This is a genomic window from Brumimicrobium aurantiacum (assembly GCF_003402975.1).
Taxonomy (GTDB): domain Bacteria; phylum Bacteroidota; class Bacteroidia; order Flavobacteriales_D; family Crocinitomicaceae; genus Brumimicrobium; species Brumimicrobium aurantiacum.
This window is the reverse complement of the sequence record NZ_QURB01000003.1, coordinates 328,652-347,234: the sequence shown is the minus strand read 5'-3', so window position 1 is coordinate 347,234 and position 18,583 is coordinate 328,652. Positions and strand designations below refer to the sequence as shown.

Here is an 18,583-nt window from a genome sequence, read left to right as displayed (position 1 = left end):
CAAAAAAACAACTTAACATAAAAACCTAAATCAAATGGAAACACAACTTAAAAACCAATGGATCGATTTAGAAGAGCAATACCATACCCTATTGAAAGAAAAGGTAAAAGAACACAATTTAAAAAACACAACAAAAATCCCAACACCAGTCATTTCAAGTCAACTTATATTTTGTAAGGATGGAATAGTTATTCATAAACTGAGTGAACCTCATTTAAAAAGCGGAATAAGTATAATTGTGAACAATAGCAGTATAGCTGAAATAAAACAATTAAAGACCATTGAAAGTGAAAATTCAAATGGATTATACAATAGTTTAGGGGTATTTCATTTTGATCAAATCAATGATTACAACCCTGAGCAGATTGTAGAAAAAGATTTTGAAATAATTGCCAGCCCTAAAGCAAGTTAACACATTTTATTATTCATTCTCTAAAATATTAAAAGGTATTTCCCGATTTTTTCAGGACAAACTATGCGCTGCGCAGAGCTTATCGAAGTGAGCTCGCAAGCTCGGTTCATGAACACGAAGTCTCAGCGAAGCTAATTTAATTTTGAATCTAAAGGAATATAGGCATATTTCACGGGGCTTGTAGCGAAGAATAGATCAAAATAAAATCAATCCGATGGCTATCGGATACAAAATACTCGTCAGAGGACGAACAAGCTGAATTACGAGTTAACAACTCAACAAAAAAACAACCCCACAAAAAACATTAAATGATTAAAGAATTTAGTATTCTAAAAAAGAAAAACATCCTAGTAACCGGAGGGGCGGGTTTCATTGGAAGCAACCTCTGTGAAATCCTCCTCGAGATCGGTGCAAAAGTAACTTGCCTCGACAATTTCGCGACGGGACACCAACACAACATCACGCCTTTCCTTGAAGATTCAAACTTTACTTTAATTGAAGGAGATATTCGTGACTTGGAAACTTGCCATACCGCATGCGAAGGAAAAGACTTTGTTTTACATCAAGCGGCTTTGGGTTCTGTACCGCGTTCTATTAATGATCCTATCAACACGAATTCTGTAAATACTGATGGATTCTTAAATATGTTGGTGGCTGCCAGAGACGCTAAAGTGGATAGATTTGTTTATGCAGCGAGTTCTTCGACTTATGGAGATTCTGAAAACTTACCTAAAGTTGAAGATATTATTGGGAAACCTTTGTCGCCTTATGCCATTACGAAATATGTGAATGAATTATATGCCGATGTTTTTGCGAAAACTTACGATATGAATTGTGTGGGTCTCCGCTATTTCAACGTATTCGGAAGAAGACAGGATCCCAACGGGGCCTACGCTGCGGTGATTCCTTTATTTGTTAAGCAATTTATGAAACACGAAAGTCCTGTCATTAACGGTGATGGAACTTTCTCGCGTGACTTTACCTATATCGATAATGTCATCCAAATGAATTTGTTGGCCATCACTACCGAAAATGAAAATGCAATAAATCAAGTCTATAACACCGCCGTGGGTGACCGCACTACCCTACTCCAATTGACCGAAATAATGAAAAAATACCTGGGTCAACACGATGAACAAATTAAAAATGTGGAAATTGTACATGGACCCAACAGAAAAGGTGATATCCCCCATTCTTTAGCGAGTATTGAAAAAGCAAAGGAGCTGCTGGGATATGAACCTAGTCATAGGATTGAAGAGGGAGTGAAAGAGGCTGTGGAGTGGTATTGGAGTAATTTGAAGTAGACATGATCTTTGATATTTATTTAAATTTTAAAGCTTAATGTCCTCTAATCTCAATAAAAGCTTATTGTCTGGAACTTTATGGACGCTACTTGGCCAATTTGGTTATTTAGGTGTTACGCTGATTGCAAACATTATTCTTGCTAGAATTTTATCTCCTGAAGAGTTTGGTCAATTAGGTGTTGTACTGTTTTTTATTGTAATCGCAAGAGTGTTAACAGAGTCAGGTCTTGGAGCTGCACTTGTGAGAAATAATAATGCTACTAATACAGACTATTCCACTATATTTATTTTTAATCTAATCATTTCTGTTGTATTTTGCATACTGCTTATAGCTACCTCCGGAGCAATATCAGACTTTTATGATGATCAAGCTTTGCAACGATTACTAATTGTATCTTCTTTTATACTTATAATCAATGCTTTTCAAATTATTCATGGAACTAGGTTGGTTTCAAACATGCGTTTTAAACAAAAAAGCAAATATGAATTTTTCTCTATTCTAATTTCATCTGCTATTGGTATCATATTAGCTTTCAATGAATTTGGCATTTGGTCGTTAGTATTTATGCATTTATCTAATGCTCTCATAGCAACTTTGTTAATGTGGCTTTTTGAGGGTGGTATCGGAACTTTAGCTTTCAATATTGATTCATTTAAATATCATTATAAATTCGGAGTTAATATATCTTTAGCATCGCTAGTAATAGCGGTTTTTGATAACATATATCAAATAGTCTTAGCTAAATATTTTTCAATTTCACAAACAGGATTATATTACCAAGCAAAGAAACTTCAAAACGTACCTATTGGGCTTCAAAATAAAGTAACTCAAACTGTTTTTTATTCTGCACTCTCAAAATTACAAGAAGATAAAAATAAGTTTAAGTATATGTATCATAATATGATAAAGATAATATCAATAGGTTCTGGTCTAATTGCTCTTATCATACTTTTATTTGCGTATGACATCATATTAATTGTTCTAGGTGAAAAATGGGTGTCAGCTACGTTTTTTCTTCAAATATTGTCAATTGTTGGTTTTTTTCAAATACAAGAGAATTTTAATAGGATGTTATTTAAGATATTTAACGATACAAAATTTGTTCTATATTTAGAATTAATAAAAAAAATAATTCAAACCATAACAATTGTTGTTGGTTTATTGAATCACAATTTAAACATACTTATGTATGGTTTTTTAATTACAAGTATTCTGAGTTACTCAATTAACTATTATGTTGCTAGTAAAAATTATTCATTTATAGGGAAAAGAGAGTTATTAATCAATTTAAAAGTGTTTTTAATTAGTCTATTGATTAGTATTGCGTACTTTTTATTTTCAGACTTTATACTTTTGTATAGAATAATATTCGTCTTATTACTGTATACAGTATCTATTGTTTTATTTAGACTATTAGTCTTTGAAGATTTAATAAAGTTTTTTAGATTGTTAGGTTGGAAATAGACACTTCAATTATTTTAATATTAAACATAGTTTAAGCGTATTAAAAGAACTGTCATACTTTTTACATTAAAAACACATGAGCAGATTTTATCACAAATCAATGAAGCAACTCTATAGATTTATATATGTATATTATTTTCTACTTTCACTTTTAATGGTCTCAAGCTATTACTATGTATTAAATGGGGTTTCAATTTTACTTTCAATTTTTTGCATCATAAAAATAAATACTCTTTCTAAGAAAAAATCCTTCTTTATACTTAACTATCTCTTACTATTTTTAATCTTAGTTTTTAACATATTTTTTATTGATCATCAAGAAACTGCAGCTAGAGCCTGGATTTCAATGTTAAAGGACACAACTACGGCTATCTTACCTGCATTATTTATAAATGACATTTATAAATTGAAAAATGCTCTTATTGCAATAGTTCTTGGTGGAATTATAAATACTGCAATTAATCTCTCTGGTGGTATAGGTGCATTGCAAACAGGGGGGAGATATATTCCTGAAGAAATAATGTTGTCTTTAAATAGTTTTGGACATGCATCCCTAATTTATTTACTCTGCACTTTATTATTAATCAAAATAATTAATAAATCTAAATGGAATTTCATCTTGGGTTTAATTGCTTTAGGAATATTATTATCCTTATTAATAATAGGCTCAAGACAAACCTTTGTTGCTTTTGCTGCTTTCTATGCAACCATAATGATTTTCAAGCTAAAAATCTTTAACTTTTCAAGTTACTTAAAACTTGCAGGTGCGCTAATTGCGGTTTATTTATTAATTGATTTAACAATTGAATATTACCCTAATGCTCCACTTGTAAATCGATTTATTAATAATGAAGATGAAGATGGGAGTCGTTTTGGGATTTATGAAATGGTATGGGATTTATTTTTACATAATCCTTTGACGGGGTATGGTCTTGGTACATTTAAATTTTATTCATATTATGTATATACCCATTCTGTATATTTGGAAATTTTGTTTACAGGTGGTTTAATTTATGCATTATGTTATTTTCTTTTCTATTTTATTTTCCTTAAAAGAAACATTTTTGTTATTAAATATGCTGAAAATAAAAGTTTAAAAATAGTTTATACATATGTTTTCGCTTTGACAATAGCATTATTAGTTAATGGTTTCTTCTTTCTAATAAATTATTCTCGTCTTGCTTTATCATTACAATTTTTATTAATAAACTTTATTCTTATTACAAAAAGAAAATTTCAGAATTCAAATAAATGGAAAAATCAATAAATTATTAAAATGAAGATCCAACAAAATAATATATAAAATTAATTCTAAATGAAAATGCTAAAGTTCTTAAAAGCTGATTTTAAAGCTTATAAAAAAGAAATAAAACCATCAGTTTTTAATATTTCTTTTACTTTTATGGCTAGTGCAGCTTTTCGAGCAGTTATATTATATCGATTATCACACTATTTTGATAAAAAGAATAAGGTTGTGGCAATACTATTTGAAAAAACAATGCATATAACAACTATCACATGGATTGGGCGAAGAGCGAATATTTCATCAGGATTTGTTATAAGGCATATTGGGGGAATTGTTATTGGAGGAAAAACTAAAATAGGAAAGAACTGTGAGATAAGACAAGGTGTTACTTTCGGCGGAAATTTAGGTAAAACGAAATACAATACTACACAGCCAATTGTTGGTGATAATGTGCTTATAGGTGCGGGTGCAAAAATATTAGGTCCAATAAAGATTGGAGATAATTGTATAATTGGAGCTAATGCAGTTGTAGTTTCTGACATACCTGAAAATAGTGTAGCAGGAGGAATTCCTGCTAAAGTTTTAAGAGAAGTAAGGGAAGGTGAAAATCCTTTGCTAAAAACAAAAATTAAATGAAAATAATCTTCCTAGAATCAGTTCACAATTTCGCAGGATCAAGTAAAAGCACTTTAGAGTTAGCCGAAAGGCTACAAAATCATGGGCATGATGTTTTAATTGTTGATTTTTGGGGGTGCTCATCAGATTATATCGATGCTTGTCATAATTTGGATGTACCAATAAAGATTTTAGACAAACGTGAAAAACCAATTATTTTAGGTAAAAACCCTATATCAATCATTAAATATTTTTTTAAAACAATAGGTTATAGGAAAGCTTTTAATAATATTATAGCTGAATTTAAACCAAACTTAGTAAGTGTCAATACAACTAAAACATTAGGTGTTTTAAGAAAGTCACAAAACTACAAAATTACATATTTTGCAAGAGGATGGTTTTTACCTAATCAGATTGGTTTTTTTGATAAATATTTGATTAAAACCAGAGCTGACAAAATCCTAACAGTTTCTCACGCCACTAGTCAAATGGTTCAAGCTCTTGGTATTTCAAAAGCTGAAAACATTTTTACTATACCAAATACCGTAAATGTAAAAAATACAAACTCAAGTGATGATACAAACATTTGGTACAAATCCACAAATCGTGAGTTTGTAATGATGCATTGCGGGAGTTTCATTAAAACAAAAGGACAACATGTTACGATAGAAGTTTTAAAAGAATTAATTGAAAGAGGCTTGAATGTAAAGCTTTTGCTAGTTGGAATTGTAAGCAATTCCTCACAATCCAAGAGATATTTTGATCAGGTCAAAAACATAATTGAAAAACATAATTTAGTAGGCAACATTGAAACTATTGTAAATCAATCAGATGTACTCCATTTATACCATAAAACAGATATATTAATTCATCCTAGCTACTCTGAAGGCTTACCAAGAGTTGTTTTAGAAGCCATGTCATTAGGTAAGCCAGTTATTGGTAATGCTGTTGGGGGCATGAATGATATTATATCTAATAACTATAATGGATTTCTCACTTCTTTCAATTCTGTTAGTGATTATGTTATGAAAATAGAAAGCCTAATAAATGGCAAAGAGAAATACCGATTTATGTCTAAAAATGCTTTAAATCTCATGAAATCTACATATTCAGAAGAAGAACAAGTTAAGGCATTCGAAAAAGTTTTAACAAGATAAGCTTTACAATGACCCTTTACTTTATCCAAGAAGCCGTTTACTACAGGTATAAAAATGATTTTTATTCTCCCAGAATGAAGTATGACTCCTATTGGGAGCGATATCTGAATCATTTTGAAAAAGTGAATGTCATTGCCCGAGTACAAGATATTAATGAACTACCAAAAAACTATAACTTAGTTAGTGGACCTAAAGTTTCTTTTTTATCACTTCCATTTTATAATGGTGCCTTGGGTTTTTATAAAAAAAGAAGTATCATAAAAGAAATCATTCTACAAAACATTAATAAAAACGCAGCTTATGTGATAAGGATTCCAGGCCCGATTGGAAATTTAGCAGCAAAAATTTTAAACAAAAACAAGATTAAGTTTGCCGTTGAAGTTGTTGGAGATCCTTATGAGGTTGCGAAATTTTTGAAATTGCCGCCAATCGTAAAATTTTTTCTCAAATCATACAGTTTAAAATCAATGCAGGCAGTTGTAAGCAAAGCTGAAGCAGCACTTTATGTTACAGAAAAAACATTGCAAAAAAGATATCCAGCTACGAATGCTAAAATAACAGCTTCTGCTTCTAATGTTATCATTAAAGAATCAGATATTATTGAGTGTCATAACAGATTAAGAAATACCGATGAGATCATAGCCCGATTTAAAGATATTCATCAAAAGTCTATAAGAATTGGTGTGTTAGGCATGTTGTACCCTATAAAATCACCTCTAGAAATAGTTGAGGCAGTTAATGGTGTTTTAAAACAAGGTTTTAATGTGGAATTGTACTTTGCAGGAGATGGTTATTTAAAAAGTGCCACCGAACAAAAAGCAAAAGAACTGAATATTCAAAAACGAGTAAAATGTTTAGGAAGTTTAGCAAGCGGTAAAGAAGTTTTTGATTTTTTAGATAGCCTTGATTTATATATTCAATTTTCAAAAACAGAAGGGATTCCTCGTTCTTTATTAGAAGCCATGGCAAGGGCTTGTCCTGTCATTTCAAGTAATGTGGGAGGTATTCCTGAATTTGTTTCTGAAGAGTTTTTAGTACAAAGTGGGGATACTCTAGAATTATCAAATAAAATTATTGATGTGCTTTCAAACGCTGAAACATATCAATTAAATATAAAAAACAGTCACAAATCGGTTCAAAACTTTACAGAAGAAAAATTAAAGAAAAAACGATTTGAATATTATCAAAAAGTAAAAAATATATTACAAACAACACAATCTAATGAGTGATAAAAAATATTATTACAGTCCTATCGATGAGATCATAGCTGTAAAAACAAATATTAAGGATTTTAGTTTTTCTTATGGTATGGCTATGCCTCACGTTGAAAAAGAAATGTTTGAAAGGGCAAAAATTAAAATCAGTTTAAATGTTGTTAAAGGAAAAGTCCAGCCCAAAGCAGAAGAAAAAGAGAAAATGGGTAAATTTCATTATTTTAATGGATACCCAAATGGTGGTGAAATATATTATGAAAGAAACTTCCTTTACGGAAGAAAACTTCAATTTAAAATATCTGGTATAGATACAAATACCATAAAAGTAACCGTGAACAAAGATTACATGCGATTTGTAAAACATCGTTTTATGAATATTCATTCTATCGGTTATATTTTGACAGATATTATTAATCTTAGGTTAATGCATAACGGTTTAGCGCCACTACACTGTTCTGGTTTTTCGGTTGATGAAAATGGTTATGCCATTTTTGCACCACCAAATACAGGGAAAACGCTAACTGCAATGACTTTATGTATGGAAGATAATTCAAAGTATAAGTTTATAGCTGAAGATCTTGCTTTGACAGACGGAAAAAGTTTTTACGCTGTACCATGGACGAGTACTTTCAGATATTACGATACTGTAGATACAAGCAAATTCAGTAAGTTTTTAAACAATATGACTGAAAAGATTTCTGTATTAGAACTACTGAGTTTTGGTAAAACAGAACCTATTACCGATTATGTCAAGGACATAACAATGAAAGCAAAAATAAAAGGTATTTATATTTTAGATCGTGGAGATGTAAAAAATGAGGATATATCACCCGAGGAAGCTTTTGATAGAATTAATACATTAGATAGGTATGAGTTTAATTATATGAGAGCACCAACAATCATCGCTTATGAGTATTTCAACAGAAAAACTGATATTGAGTATGCGTATGCGAAAGAAAGAGAGCTATTAAAAGAAATGATTGCTAATGCTGACTTCTTAAAAGTAATCTCTACTGACAACGCATTAAACTACGCAAAAGAGATTAAGAAAGAAATTTAAAAAATGAAACTCATTCATGTTTTTACAGCTCCTCAATCTGCCTATTACTTTTTAGATGGGCAGCTTGAGTATATGCAAGAAAATGGAGTTAAAGTTATTGTGGTGATACCTTCTGATCAACATTTCAATGATGCATTTAAGCAAAAACATCCTCAAGTCAGGGTTCTACATATTAATTTTGAAAGGCAAATAAATTTTAAAACTGATTTATCTTGTCTATTTAAACTTATTAAATTATTTAAAAATGAAAAACCTGACATCATTCATCTTCATACGCCAAAAGCTTCATTACTTGGAGTTATTGCAGGAAAATTTCTTTTTAAAAAGAACATCATTTACCAAATGCATGGATTAGTTTCAGCTAGAGGTAATACTGTTCAGAAAGGTATTCTTTATCGAATGGAAAAGTTAACTTGTAGTTTGGCGACTCAAGTTTTTGCTGTATCAAAAAGTTTGAAAAATTTTGCTACTGAAAATAAAGTCTGCAAAGCTGATAAGATAACTGTTATTGAGAATGGAACAATCAACGGCATAGATTTTCAAAACAGGTTTAACCCTGAAAATATCACCAAAGATGAATCCGTAAAGAATTTAATTAATGGACGCTTTACTATTGGCTATGTTGGTCGTCTGTCTGAAGAAAAAGGAATATTTGATTATATTAAAGTTCTTGCAAAACTAAAACAGGAAAAGACACCCTTTACAGGATTTATAATTGGACCAGATGAGTCGGAAGGTGAGTTTAAAAAGTGTCTATCGAAAAATAATTTAGAAATTGATAAAGATATCTATTGTTTTGGAGAAGTTGAAAAACCTGAACACTTAATGATACATTTAGACGTATTATTATTACCAACTAAACGTGAAGGCTTTGGTTTAGTAGGCGCAGAAGCCAATTCACTTGAAATTCCTGTAGTCGGATATGATATACCAGGATTTAAAGATGCAATAGTCAATCAAGAAACTGGGACTTTGGTGCCATTTGAAAATATCGAAAAACTCTTTGAGGCTACAAAAAATTATTATCATAAACCAGATTTAAAAATACGACACGGTTTAAATGGTAGAAAGAGAGTCATTAAAGATTTCGATTCAAAGAAAATTTGGCAAACACTATTAAATGAATATCAAACCTTATTAAAAAATCAAAATACTAATTGATTAACATAAATCCACATTCTAAAATCGCCTTCATAGGATACTCCGGCCATGCTTTCGTTTGCATAGAAACAGCACAAGCAATGAATTTAGATATTTTAGGATATCATGAATTTGTTGAGGCGTCTAATAATCCATATAATTTAAGCTTCTTAGACATAGAAGAAAAGTTTGAGCAACACGATGCTTTACTTTTTGGAAGTATAGGAGATAATACCATTCGTGAGAAAGTCTATAATAAACTAATTGCGGTAAAAGAAAACATATTTACGACTTTACAGCATCCAACTGCAATTGTTTCCAAAACAGCTACAATTGGAGTGAACACTTTAATTTCTGCAGGAGCAATAGTAAATCCATTGACTGAAATTGGAATTGGATGTATTATCAATACTGGCGCAATAATAGAACACGAATGTAAAGTAAAAGATTTTGCCCATATAGCTCCTGGTGCTGTTTTAGCAGGAAACGTTACAGTCGGAGAAAGAAGTTTTGTAGGAGCTGGAGCAGTTGTGAGACAAGGAGTGACTATAGGAAAAGATGTTATCGTTGGTGCTGGTGCTGTTGTGGTGAAAGATATTCCAGATGGTCAAACTGTAGTTGGAAATCCAGCGAAACTACTTGTTTAATTCAAGGATTCCGAAATTAAAAGATTCAAGGATTCAAGGATTAACAATTATTCCAATCATTGAATTATTGAATAGCGAAGCGTCTTGAATCATTGAATTATCGAGAATCCAAATTTTATTATACTCAGCCAACTAATTTAACGAACATTAAAAAACAACATAAAAAAATGATCCCATTATCAATACCAAAAATCGAAGGAAACGAATCAAAGTACGTCCTTGATTGTCTAACTACTGGCTGGATTTCATCGGCAGGAAGTTATGTAACGCAATTTGAAGAAATGGTTGCTGAATATGCAGGTGCCAAGTATGGCGTTGCCTGCATGAATGGAACTGTTGGATTGCATATTGCCCAAATCTTGTTGGGTGTTACAGCTGATGATCACGTTATCGCACCAAACATTACTTTCATTGCAACATTGAATGCGATAAAATACACAGGAGCACAATCCATTCTGATTGATGTCGATGCAGACAATTGGCAAATGGATTTAGATTTATTGGAGAAATATCTTCAAGAAAACACAGAGTTAAAAACTTCCAATAACGGTACTTTTAGTTTTGATAAGTCCACTGGAAAAAGAGTCCGAGCAATAATGCCGGTTCACGTTCTAGGTAACATTGGCGATGTAAAACGTATGTTGCAAATTGCAGAGAAATATCATTTAGCAATTATAGAAGACAGTACAGAAGCATTAGGAAGTACATATGATGGAAAACACGCCGGAACATTCGGGAAAATTGGAGTTTTTAGCTTCAATGGAAATAAAATCATCTCTACTGGAGGTGGTGGTGTAATTGTTACCGACGATGAAGCTATTGCCAAGCAAGCGAAACATCTAACGACACAAGCCAAAGTAAGTGCGATGGATTATATTCACGACGAAATTGGTTATAACTACCGTTTGGTGAATGTCTTGGCAGCTATTGGAGTTGCTCAAATGGAAACATTCCCTGAAACTTTAAAGGCGAAGAAAACAATGGATGCTTTTTACCGTGAACATTTAGCAGGCGTTGGAGATATCAAGTTTCAAGCCATTCCAGAAAAAACAGATCCAAACTGTTGGCTGTTTACATTTAGTACATCACGCATGCGTGAATTATTGGATTATTTAAACAAAAACGGAGTTCAATCGCGTCCTTTTTGGATGCCGATGAATCAATTAGCAATGTTTAAAGACGATATTTACGTCTCTGAAAATGATGTTTCAGCATCTGTTTATGAGAACAGCATTAGTATTCCAAGTTCTGCTGGGATTACGAAGGAGCAACTTTTGACTGTTGTTGAGACGATAAAAGATTTTTACGAGGAAGTAGGAAATTAAAGATTCAAGAAAAATCTTCGATGTATATTCAACGATTTTGACCTAGATTATTAATAACAAACTGATCGAAAAGAAGAGATTCCTCCATCGGCAAAAATCAAAGATTTTTACAGCTGTTCGGAATGACAATTGGTTGGTCGTTTTATTGGTAAAAATTTGCTTAAGCGAAGCTTTAGCAAATTTTTACCACCCTCCATACGTGTAGCCTGTCATTCCGACAGAGTGTAACGACGAGGAATCTTTTTTTAGAGTTAGTCATGAATCTAAATGCCACTTGTTATAGCAATACGACGAGGAATCTTTTTTTAGAGTTAGTCATGAATCTAAATGCCACTTGTTATAGCAATACGATGAGGAATCTTTTTTTAGAGTTAATCATGAATCTAAATGCCACTTGTTATAGCAATACGACGAGGAATCTTTTTTTAGAGTTAATCATGAATCTAAATGCCACTTGTTAAAGCAATACGACGAGGAATCTTTTTTTAGAGTTAGTCATGAATCTAAATGCCACTTGTTAAAGCAATACGACGAGGAATCTTTTTTTAGAGTTAATCATGAATCTAAATACCACTTGTTATAGCAATACGACAAGGAATCTTTCTTTCTTTCTCAAGCCATATTAAGAGTAATATTCTCAAAAGTACGACGATGATTTTTTTATCTAATCACAACCTTTAAATTTCATTAAATAGACGATAAGGCGGAAATGTTTAGATTAGCATCATCGGAAAACAACTTATCAGCTCAACAACTACACGGATCAACAATAAAACAAATTAACATTATAAAAAAATGAATTTAATAGACATTCCACAATTCATCAATATACACATAACAAATAGACCAACAAGTTTATTTGCACCTGATATGGAAAGTAATTCAGCAATATTATCAAAGAAGATTGAAGGAAAATCAGTTTTGGTAATTGGTGGAGCAGGAACAATAGGTTCTTCATATATCAAAGCAATACTAAAGTTTAAACCTGGAAAATTATATGTTGTGGATACCAATGAAAATGGTTTAACTGAGTTAACGAGAACATTGCGTTCTGATGTTAACATGTATGTTCCAGAAGACTATAAAACCTATCCAATGAGTTTTGGTGACCCTGTCTTTCGCAAAATGTTTTTGGCAGAAGGTCCATTTCATATCGTAGCTAATTTTGCTGCTCACAAACATGTAAGAAGTGAAAAAGACAAATATTCTATCGAGGCTATGATTGAAAATAATGTCTTTAAAGCAAAGGAGTTTTTAGATTTATTGACAGAGAATAAGCCAGAACATTTCTTCTGTGTTTCTACGGATAAAGCTGCTAACCCAGTAAACGTGATGGGAGCGAGTAAGAAATTAATGGAAGAAGTTATTATGTCTTATAGTAACGAATTACAAATTACCACTGCACGATTTGCGAATGTTGCATTTTCAAATGGCTCTTTATTGGCTGGTTACATTGAACGTTTACTTCAAAATCAACCAATCTCTTGTCCTGCCGATGTAAAACGATTTTTTGTATCGCCAGAAGAAAGTGGACAGATTTGTATGTTGGCCTGTATGCTAGGAAACTCAGGTGAAATCTTTTTTCCTAAATTAGCAGAAGAGGAAATGGTTTTCTTTAAAGATATCACAATTGATTTTTTTAAAGCTTCAAACCGACCTATTTTGGAATGTAAATCAGATCAAGAAGCTAAAGAAAAAGCTTTATCTACAAAAGACGGTGATCCATATCCTGTTTATTTCTTTGATACGGATACATCTGGTGAAAAACTATATGAAGAGTTTTATACAGATACAGATGTTGTTGACCAGGAAACTTATGATAGCTTGGGAGTTATTAAAAACGCAAGAAAATTACCAAAAGAGGATATTTCAAATACAATTATAGAATTACAAGAATTGATGAATTCAGGTAATCATGATAAGTCTTCAATTGTTGAATTATTGAAAAAACATTTACCTGATTTTGAACATATTGAAACAGGGAAGAGTTTGGATCAGAAGATGTAGATAAAAATCGAGGATTTTTTTCTACATTCAAAGATTCAATTAAAATCTGCGATTTTTTATTCAAAAATTCAAAGATTGCGTAGTTAAATACAGTCTCTTTAAATCCTTGAATCTTTGAATCCTTGAATCTTTGAATCATTAAATCATTGAATCCTTAATTTAAAAAACATGCCAAAAATTAGCACTTTCGAAGATCTTAATGTATGGAAGCTGAGTCGTCAATTGAATATTGAGATGTTTAGGATTCTTGCACGTAAGGACGATAAGGAATATGGATTTTTGATTAATCATCTTTTTAAAACGAGTGGTAGTATCATGGATAATATTGCCGAAGGGTTTGAACGCGGTGGGAACAAGGAGTTCATTAACTTTCTTTCTTACTCCAAAGGTAGTGCAGGTGAATTGAGATCTCAGTTTTACAGAGCACTTGATGTAGAAGTTCTAAACAAGGATGAATTCAACAGTCTTCAGAGTCAAACAATTGAAATATCTAAACAATTAAGTTTATTTATTAAATACTTGAAAAACTCGAGTTACAAAGGGGCTAAATTTAAAGAACCTTCTATAACTTATGGAAGTCAAGAGATAGATTAAGAATCCGAAAAATCCAAATCTTAAATCATAGAATTTTTCAATACTTGAATAATAAACAATAATAACCGAATTCTTGAATAATTAAATCCTTGAATCTTTAATTTCTTGAATCAATAAATCATTAAATATAAAAAATGTATAAACTAATAAAACGACTTTTTGACATTCTATCATCCGGAATGGCCTTACTCATATTATCTCCATTGCTTATTCCAATAATGATAGGCCTAAAGTTAACAGGAGAAGGATATATTTGGTACAAACAAGAGCGTGTTGGATTTAAAAATAAACTTTTCTTGATTTGGAAGTTCGCAACCATGTTAAAAGATAGTCCCAATATGAAAGGTGGTGTGATCACAACTAAAAAAGACCCGAGAATAACTCCAATGGGTGGTTTTTTACGTAAAAGTAAAATAAATGAACTACCACAATTGATTAACATTTTTAAAGGTGATATGAGTGTTGTAGGACCTCGTCCAGTAATGCAGGTGAGTTTTGATGCCTATCCAAAACATGTACAAGAAGTTATTTATAACGTAAAACCAGGTTTAACAGGAATTGGTTCTATCATTTTTAGAGATGAAGAAGAATTAATTACCGAGGTCAAAAACCGTGGAGAAGACACTTGGGAGTTTTATTCGAACAAAATCTATCCTTTTAAAGGTGAAGTTGAAAAATGGTACCAAGAAAACCAAGGATTCATAACTGACGTAAAAATCATCATCGTTACTGCTTGGGTTATTTTAAAACCTGAAAGTGAAATTGTTTACAAATGGTTTAAAGGACTTCCGAAAAGACCATTTTAAATTAAATGATCTTTTGGAAGAGCTTTGAGAAACAAAAAAAACTTTCCTGGCTTTTCAAACATATTAAATTAAAAAGAACGCAAATGCGTTCTTTTTTAATTTAATATATGCTTATTACGCTAAAACCATCAATCTACTGAGTAACGGAAATTCCAATTAGATGGGCTATCATTAGGAAACGTTCTTGTTCTCGATACAAATGTCTCCATTACATTCCGTCATTCACTCGAACTGACGAACGTGGGGATACAAAATTCTCCATTACATTTCTTCATTCACTCGAACTGACGAACGTGGGGATACAAAAATTAGACTCACAACAAAAAAACAATTCACGACTCCACAAATTTACGAATCCACAAATTTACGAATCCACAAACCAACGAAAAAACTACTCAACAATTTATTCATTTTTCATTTTACATTTTTCATTCTTCATTTTTTAATTTTTCATTTTTCATTATTCATTGTTCATTTTTCATTTTTCATTTTAAATTTCCTCCCCCATAAATCAAATACTCCTTCCTCATCGTTTTAAACACATCCAAACCAGCCTTCCAACCTGCTCTAATTTCCGCTTCTGATTTCCCTGAGATAATGTCTTTCCTCAGTTGATCTGTTCCTGCAAGAATATCAAACCAGCGGTTTTTTGTGATAAAGAAATCCTCTGATCCTAATGCATTGTATGCTTTGATTAACCATTGAATTTCTAACTTGTTTACTTTACTATTTCGAACGTAGTCGTGTAAATTTTCTCCATAGCAAACTTGATCTTTGTGTTTCGGGTTTTTAGAGCCAAAACTTGAAACTGGCGTAAAATTATAATCAAAACCTGGTTTTCCTTTTAAATCTGGATGTCCATACACTTCAAAGGGCCTATCCGTTCCTCGTCCTACACTTAGGCTTGTTCCTTCAAATAAGCATAATCCTGGGTACAATTGAATGGCTTCATCGCTTCTCAAATTTGGTGAAGGTGCAACAGGCAAGCTGTAAGGCATGTGTCTGTCATAATTCAAGCAGGAAATTACTTTCAATTTACATTGCACACCGTTTTTCAACCACTTTTCGCCGTTGATCATTTGTGCAATTTCGCCCACCGTCATTCCATGAACAATTGGAATTGGGTGCATTCCCACAAAAGATTCATAACCTTTTTTACGGATTGGACCATCAACATAATGTCCATTTGGATTTGGTCTATCCAACACCAATACTTCAATTCCATTTTCCGCAGCGGCTTCCATAATGTAATGTAAAGTTGAAATGTAGGTGTAAAAACGAGCTCCAACATCCTGTAAGTCAAAAAGCAAAACCTCTACTCCACTCAATTGATTCGCACTTGGCTTTTTATTGCTGCCATACAGGGAAACGATAGGTAGTCCCGTTTTTGCATCTTTATCTGAAGCAACGTGTTCTCCAGCGTCGGCTTTACCACGAAATCCATGTTCTGGTGAGTAGACTTTCACCACATTTATTCCGCTTGAGAGGAGGGTATCTACCAAATGGGTTTCTCCTACTCTACTCGTTTGGTTTCCTACAACCCCAACTTTTTTAGATTGTAAAAATAATTGAATGGAATCCAGTTGTTCTGCTCCAACTACGATAGGTTTTTCTAACTTTACCGCAACATTTTCTTTTTGTTGATTCATTTGATTCTCCTGCGCCGGAATTTCACTTTCACATGAAACGAGGAAAAACAAGAAAAAACTTTTTAGGAAGAGACGCATTAAGTACATTAGCAAGCATTTTAAGATATTGTGAATAAAATATATTACATAGCAAAGAAAATCCATAAAGGGAAAGGCGAAGATAAAAAAGTTTCGCAACCCATCACGCGAATTGCTCGGTTGAGCATCATTCTGGCTATGGTTATCAATATCATAACGCTAGCTGTGGTCACTGGATTTCAGAACAAAGTCAAAGATAAGGTAATTGGTTTTGGATCGCACGCTACAATTGTTAAAGCTGGTGAAAATTCCACTTTTGAATCCGCTCCTGTTATTTATGATGATTCCTTAGAGGCTGCTGTCAAGAAAATTAATGGTGTTCAAAATATACAACCATTTGCCTACAAACCTGCTTTGCTACAATCCGATCCTGACACCAACTTTTACCGTGTGAATGACATTGACACATTTCAAGTTCAGCAGGAAATTCATGGAATTGTAATGAAAGGTGTAAATGCAGAATATGATTGGTCCTTTTTTAAGAAACATATTGTTGAAGGTGGAATACCCAATGTTCAAGATTCGATTCCTCATAATGAAATCATTATTTCTACTCAAGTTGCAAAGAATTTGAATACTGAAATTGGAGAATTTGTTAACGTCTTTTTTGTTAAGGCTACACCTGTTAAATTAAAATATAAGGTCACAGGAATTTTTAAAACGGGATTACAGGAATTTGATGAACAGGTAGTAATAGGAGACATTAGAAATGTTCAGAAGCTCAATGATTGGGGTATCCAAACTTCAATTAGGGTTGCAGATACTGTCAATAAAGATGGACAATTCATCATTTATGCCGATACGCGCGGTGGAAATGGAAATTACCGTCACGATTGGGGAAAAGGCTATGAAAATGCACAAGGATTTACCTATTGCGATACAAAAGACACAACCATTCGTTTAATTAGTTCTGACTATTTTACATTCATCGATGGTTTTGGGGAAATGAATACGATTCCTGACACTGCATATTTGAAAGTCACAGTTGAAGGAAATAAAAGATATCCATGTTATCCAAAGGAAACTGAATTGGGACAATTTAAGAAAGAATTTTTAAATGAATCGGGAACTAAATTTGCGGTAAACCTAAAAGGAGGAAAACGTGTTACATTTGAATATATTGATGGAAAAGGGAGTCATCAAAATTATGTAGGAGGCTATGAAGTGGAAGTCAATGACTTTGCTCAGTTGAGTCAAATCGCTGAACAAATTAGACGTACTATTTACTTTCCTGAAAGTGGTAATCACACTGATTATCGCGTGCGAACGATTGCGAATGATCAACAGGAAATTTTTATTTGGTTGGACTTTTTGAATATTAATGTGGTTATTATTTTGGTGTTGATGTTGCTCATCGGAACGATAAATATGGGCTCAGGATTATTGGTACTCATTATTACCAAAACGCATTTAATTGGATTATTGAAAGCCCTTGGAACAAGCAATTGGGAAATCAGAAAGCTATTTTTATACCAAGCGGTCTTTATTATTTTCAGGGCAGTTGTGATAGGAAACGTCGTAGGAATTGGTTTATGTTTACTGCAGGAACATTTCACGATTATCCCTTTAAACCCTGAAGTTTACTATTTGGATGCTGCGCCAATTGAACTTAATTATCTCCACATTTTATTCCTGAATATCGGTACAATTGTATTGTGTACAGCAGCTTTGATTATTCCAAGTTATGTGGTAACGAAAATTTCTCCAATTAAAGCCTTAAAGTTTGACTAGTTCAACATACTTGTGGAACAAAGTGATTGCATTCGTCTTTTTAGCTGGGACGGAATTTCTTGGATTTTTTTCGGCTTAGGGGTAGCAGTGGCATCCTTTTTTGAAAAAAAAGATATAACGTATGGCCCGACCT

Annotated in this window: 16 protein-coding genes; 15 read left to right on the top strand and 1 reads right to left on the bottom strand. The window is 32.4% G+C overall.

The features are described from left to right. Window positions 1-34 precede the first annotated feature (34 nt). The 14 genes from DXU93_RS07345 to DXU93_RS07280 all read left to right on the top strand — a co-directional run bounded on the left by DXU93_RS07345 (window position 35) and on the right by DXU93_RS07280 (window position 14,992). Window positions 35-412, top strand: coding sequence for a hypothetical protein (locus DXU93_RS07345; protein ID WP_116880624.1), 378 nt, complete (start codon window positions 35-37; stop codon window positions 410-412). Between the two features lie 308 nt (window positions 413-720). After that, window positions 721-1,716, top strand: a complete 996-nt coding sequence (locus DXU93_RS07340) for an SDR family oxidoreductase (RefSeq protein ID WP_116880623.1) — start codon at window positions 721-723, stop codon at window positions 1,714-1,716. Window positions 1,717-1,780: 64 nt separating this feature from the next. Beyond that, window positions 1,781-3,181: a lipopolysaccharide biosynthesis protein gene (locus tag DXU93_RS07335; protein WP_165851359.1), complete on the top strand. Its 1,401-nt coding sequence runs from the start codon at window positions 1,781-1,783 to the stop codon at window positions 3,179-3,181. 100 nt (window positions 3,182-3,281) lie between these two features. Further along, complete coding sequence (locus DXU93_RS07330; protein WP_205679240.1) at window positions 3,282-4,448, top strand: O-antigen ligase family protein; 1,167 nt, start codon at window positions 3,282-3,284, stop codon at window positions 4,446-4,448. A 48-nt stretch (window positions 4,449-4,496) separates the two neighbouring features. Continuing rightward, window positions 4,497-5,063 carry a serine O-acetyltransferase gene (locus DXU93_RS15320; protein ID WP_116880620.1) on the top strand — a complete coding sequence of 189 codons (567 nt, stop codon included), beginning with the start codon at window positions 4,497-4,499 and terminating at the stop codon, window positions 5,061-5,063. Next, window positions 5,060-6,199: a glycosyltransferase family 4 protein gene (locus tag DXU93_RS07320; protein ID WP_116880619.1), complete on the top strand. Its 1,140-nt coding sequence runs from the start codon at window positions 5,060-5,062 to the stop codon at window positions 6,197-6,199. The genes DXU93_RS15320 and DXU93_RS07320 overlap by 4 nt, the downstream gene beginning before the upstream one ends. An 8-nt stretch (window positions 6,200-6,207) precedes the next feature. Continuing rightward, entirely contained in the window at window positions 6,208-7,428 is a 1,221-nt protein-coding gene (locus DXU93_RS07315) for a glycosyltransferase (RefSeq protein WP_116880618.1), read from the top strand. After that, window positions 7,421-8,473, top strand: a complete 1,053-nt coding sequence (locus DXU93_RS07310) for a hypothetical protein (protein ID WP_116880617.1) — start codon at window positions 7,421-7,423, stop codon at window positions 8,471-8,473. Before DXU93_RS07315 ends, DXU93_RS07310 begins: the two co-directional genes overlap by 8 nt. Window positions 8,474-8,476: 3 nt before the next feature. Then, a complete protein-coding gene (locus DXU93_RS07305; RefSeq protein WP_116880616.1) occupies window positions 8,477-9,634 on the top strand; it encodes a glycosyltransferase family 4 protein in 1,158 nt (385 codons plus the stop codon). After that, complete coding sequence (locus DXU93_RS07300; RefSeq protein WP_262510723.1) at window positions 9,631-10,260, top strand: acetyltransferase; 630 nt, start codon at window positions 9,631-9,633, stop codon at window positions 10,258-10,260. Before DXU93_RS07305 ends, DXU93_RS07300 begins: the two co-directional genes overlap by 4 nt. Window positions 10,261-10,427: 167 nt before the next feature. Next, on the top strand, window positions 10,428-11,585 hold the full coding sequence (locus DXU93_RS07295) for a LegC family aminotransferase (RefSeq protein WP_116880615.1): 1,158 nt from the start codon (window positions 10,428-10,430) through the stop codon (window positions 11,583-11,585). A gap of 795 nt (window positions 11,586-12,380) precedes the next feature. Next, a complete protein-coding gene (locus DXU93_RS07290) occupies window positions 12,381-13,592 on the top strand; it encodes a polysaccharide biosynthesis protein (RefSeq protein ID WP_116880614.1) in 1,212 nt (403 codons plus the stop codon). A gap of 168 nt (window positions 13,593-13,760) precedes the next feature. Beyond that, a complete protein-coding gene (locus DXU93_RS07285) occupies window positions 13,761-14,186 on the top strand; it encodes a four helix bundle protein (protein ID WP_116880613.1) in 426 nt (141 codons plus the stop codon). A 134-nt stretch (window positions 14,187-14,320) separates the two neighbouring features. Then, window positions 14,321-14,992 (top strand): sugar transferase, encoded by a 672-nt coding sequence (locus DXU93_RS07280; RefSeq protein ID WP_116880612.1) that lies wholly within the window; start codon window positions 14,321-14,323, stop codon window positions 14,990-14,992. A 485-nt stretch (window positions 14,993-15,477) separates the two neighbouring features. On the opposite strand, the gene DXU93_RS07275 is transcribed toward DXU93_RS07280, so the two are convergent. Continuing rightward, on the bottom strand, window positions 15,478-16,728 hold the full coding sequence (locus DXU93_RS07275) for an exo-beta-N-acetylmuramidase NamZ family protein (RefSeq protein WP_116880611.1): 1,251 nt from the start codon (window positions 16,726-16,728) through the stop codon (window positions 15,478-15,480). A 21-nt stretch (window positions 16,729-16,749) separates the two neighbouring features. Between DXU93_RS07275 and DXU93_RS07270 the strand changes: the two genes are divergently transcribed. Continuing rightward, window positions 16,750-18,450, top strand: coding sequence for an ABC transporter permease (locus tag DXU93_RS07270; protein ID WP_123776077.1), 1,701 nt, complete (start codon window positions 16,750-16,752; stop codon window positions 18,448-18,450). The last annotated feature ends 133 nt before the right edge of the window (window positions 18,451-18,583 follow it).

Coding starts and splice junctions, on each gene's coding strand:
- DXU93_RS07310 (WP_116880617.1), top strand. CDS start 7,421: ATGAGTGATAAAAAATATTATTACAGTCCTATCGATGAGATCATAGCT.
- DXU93_RS07330 (WP_205679240.1), top strand. CDS start 3,282: ATGAAGCAACTCTATAGATTTATATATGTATATTATTTTCTACTTTCA.
- DXU93_RS07280 (WP_116880612.1), top strand. CDS start 14,321: ATGTATAAACTAATAAAACGACTTTTTGACATTCTATCATCCGGAATG.
- DXU93_RS15320 (WP_116880620.1), top strand. CDS start 4,497: ATGAAAATGCTAAAGTTCTTAAAAGCTGATTTTAAAGCTTATAAAAAA.
- DXU93_RS07320 (WP_116880619.1), top strand. CDS start 5,060: ATGAAAATAATCTTCCTAGAATCAGTTCACAATTTCGCAGGATCAAGT.
- DXU93_RS07305 (WP_116880616.1), top strand. CDS start 8,477: ATGAAACTCATTCATGTTTTTACAGCTCCTCAATCTGCCTATTACTTT.
- DXU93_RS07340 (WP_116880623.1), top strand. CDS start 721: ATGATTAAAGAATTTAGTATTCTAAAAAAGAAAAACATCCTAGTAACC.
- DXU93_RS07275 (WP_116880611.1), bottom strand. CDS start 16,728: ATGTACTTAATGCGTCTCTTCCTAAAAAGTTTTTTCTTGTTTTTCCTC.
- DXU93_RS07295 (WP_116880615.1), top strand. CDS start 10,428: ATGATCCCATTATCAATACCAAAAATCGAAGGAAACGAATCAAAGTAC.
- DXU93_RS07345 (WP_116880624.1), top strand. CDS start 35: ATGGAAACACAACTTAAAAACCAATGGATCGATTTAGAAGAGCAATAC.
- DXU93_RS07285 (WP_116880613.1), top strand. CDS start 13,761: ATGCCAAAAATTAGCACTTTCGAAGATCTTAATGTATGGAAGCTGAGT.
- DXU93_RS07315 (WP_116880618.1), top strand. CDS start 6,208: ATGACCCTTTACTTTATCCAAGAAGCCGTTTACTACAGGTATAAAAAT.
- DXU93_RS07290 (WP_116880614.1), top strand. CDS start 12,381: ATGAATTTAATAGACATTCCACAATTCATCAATATACACATAACAAAT.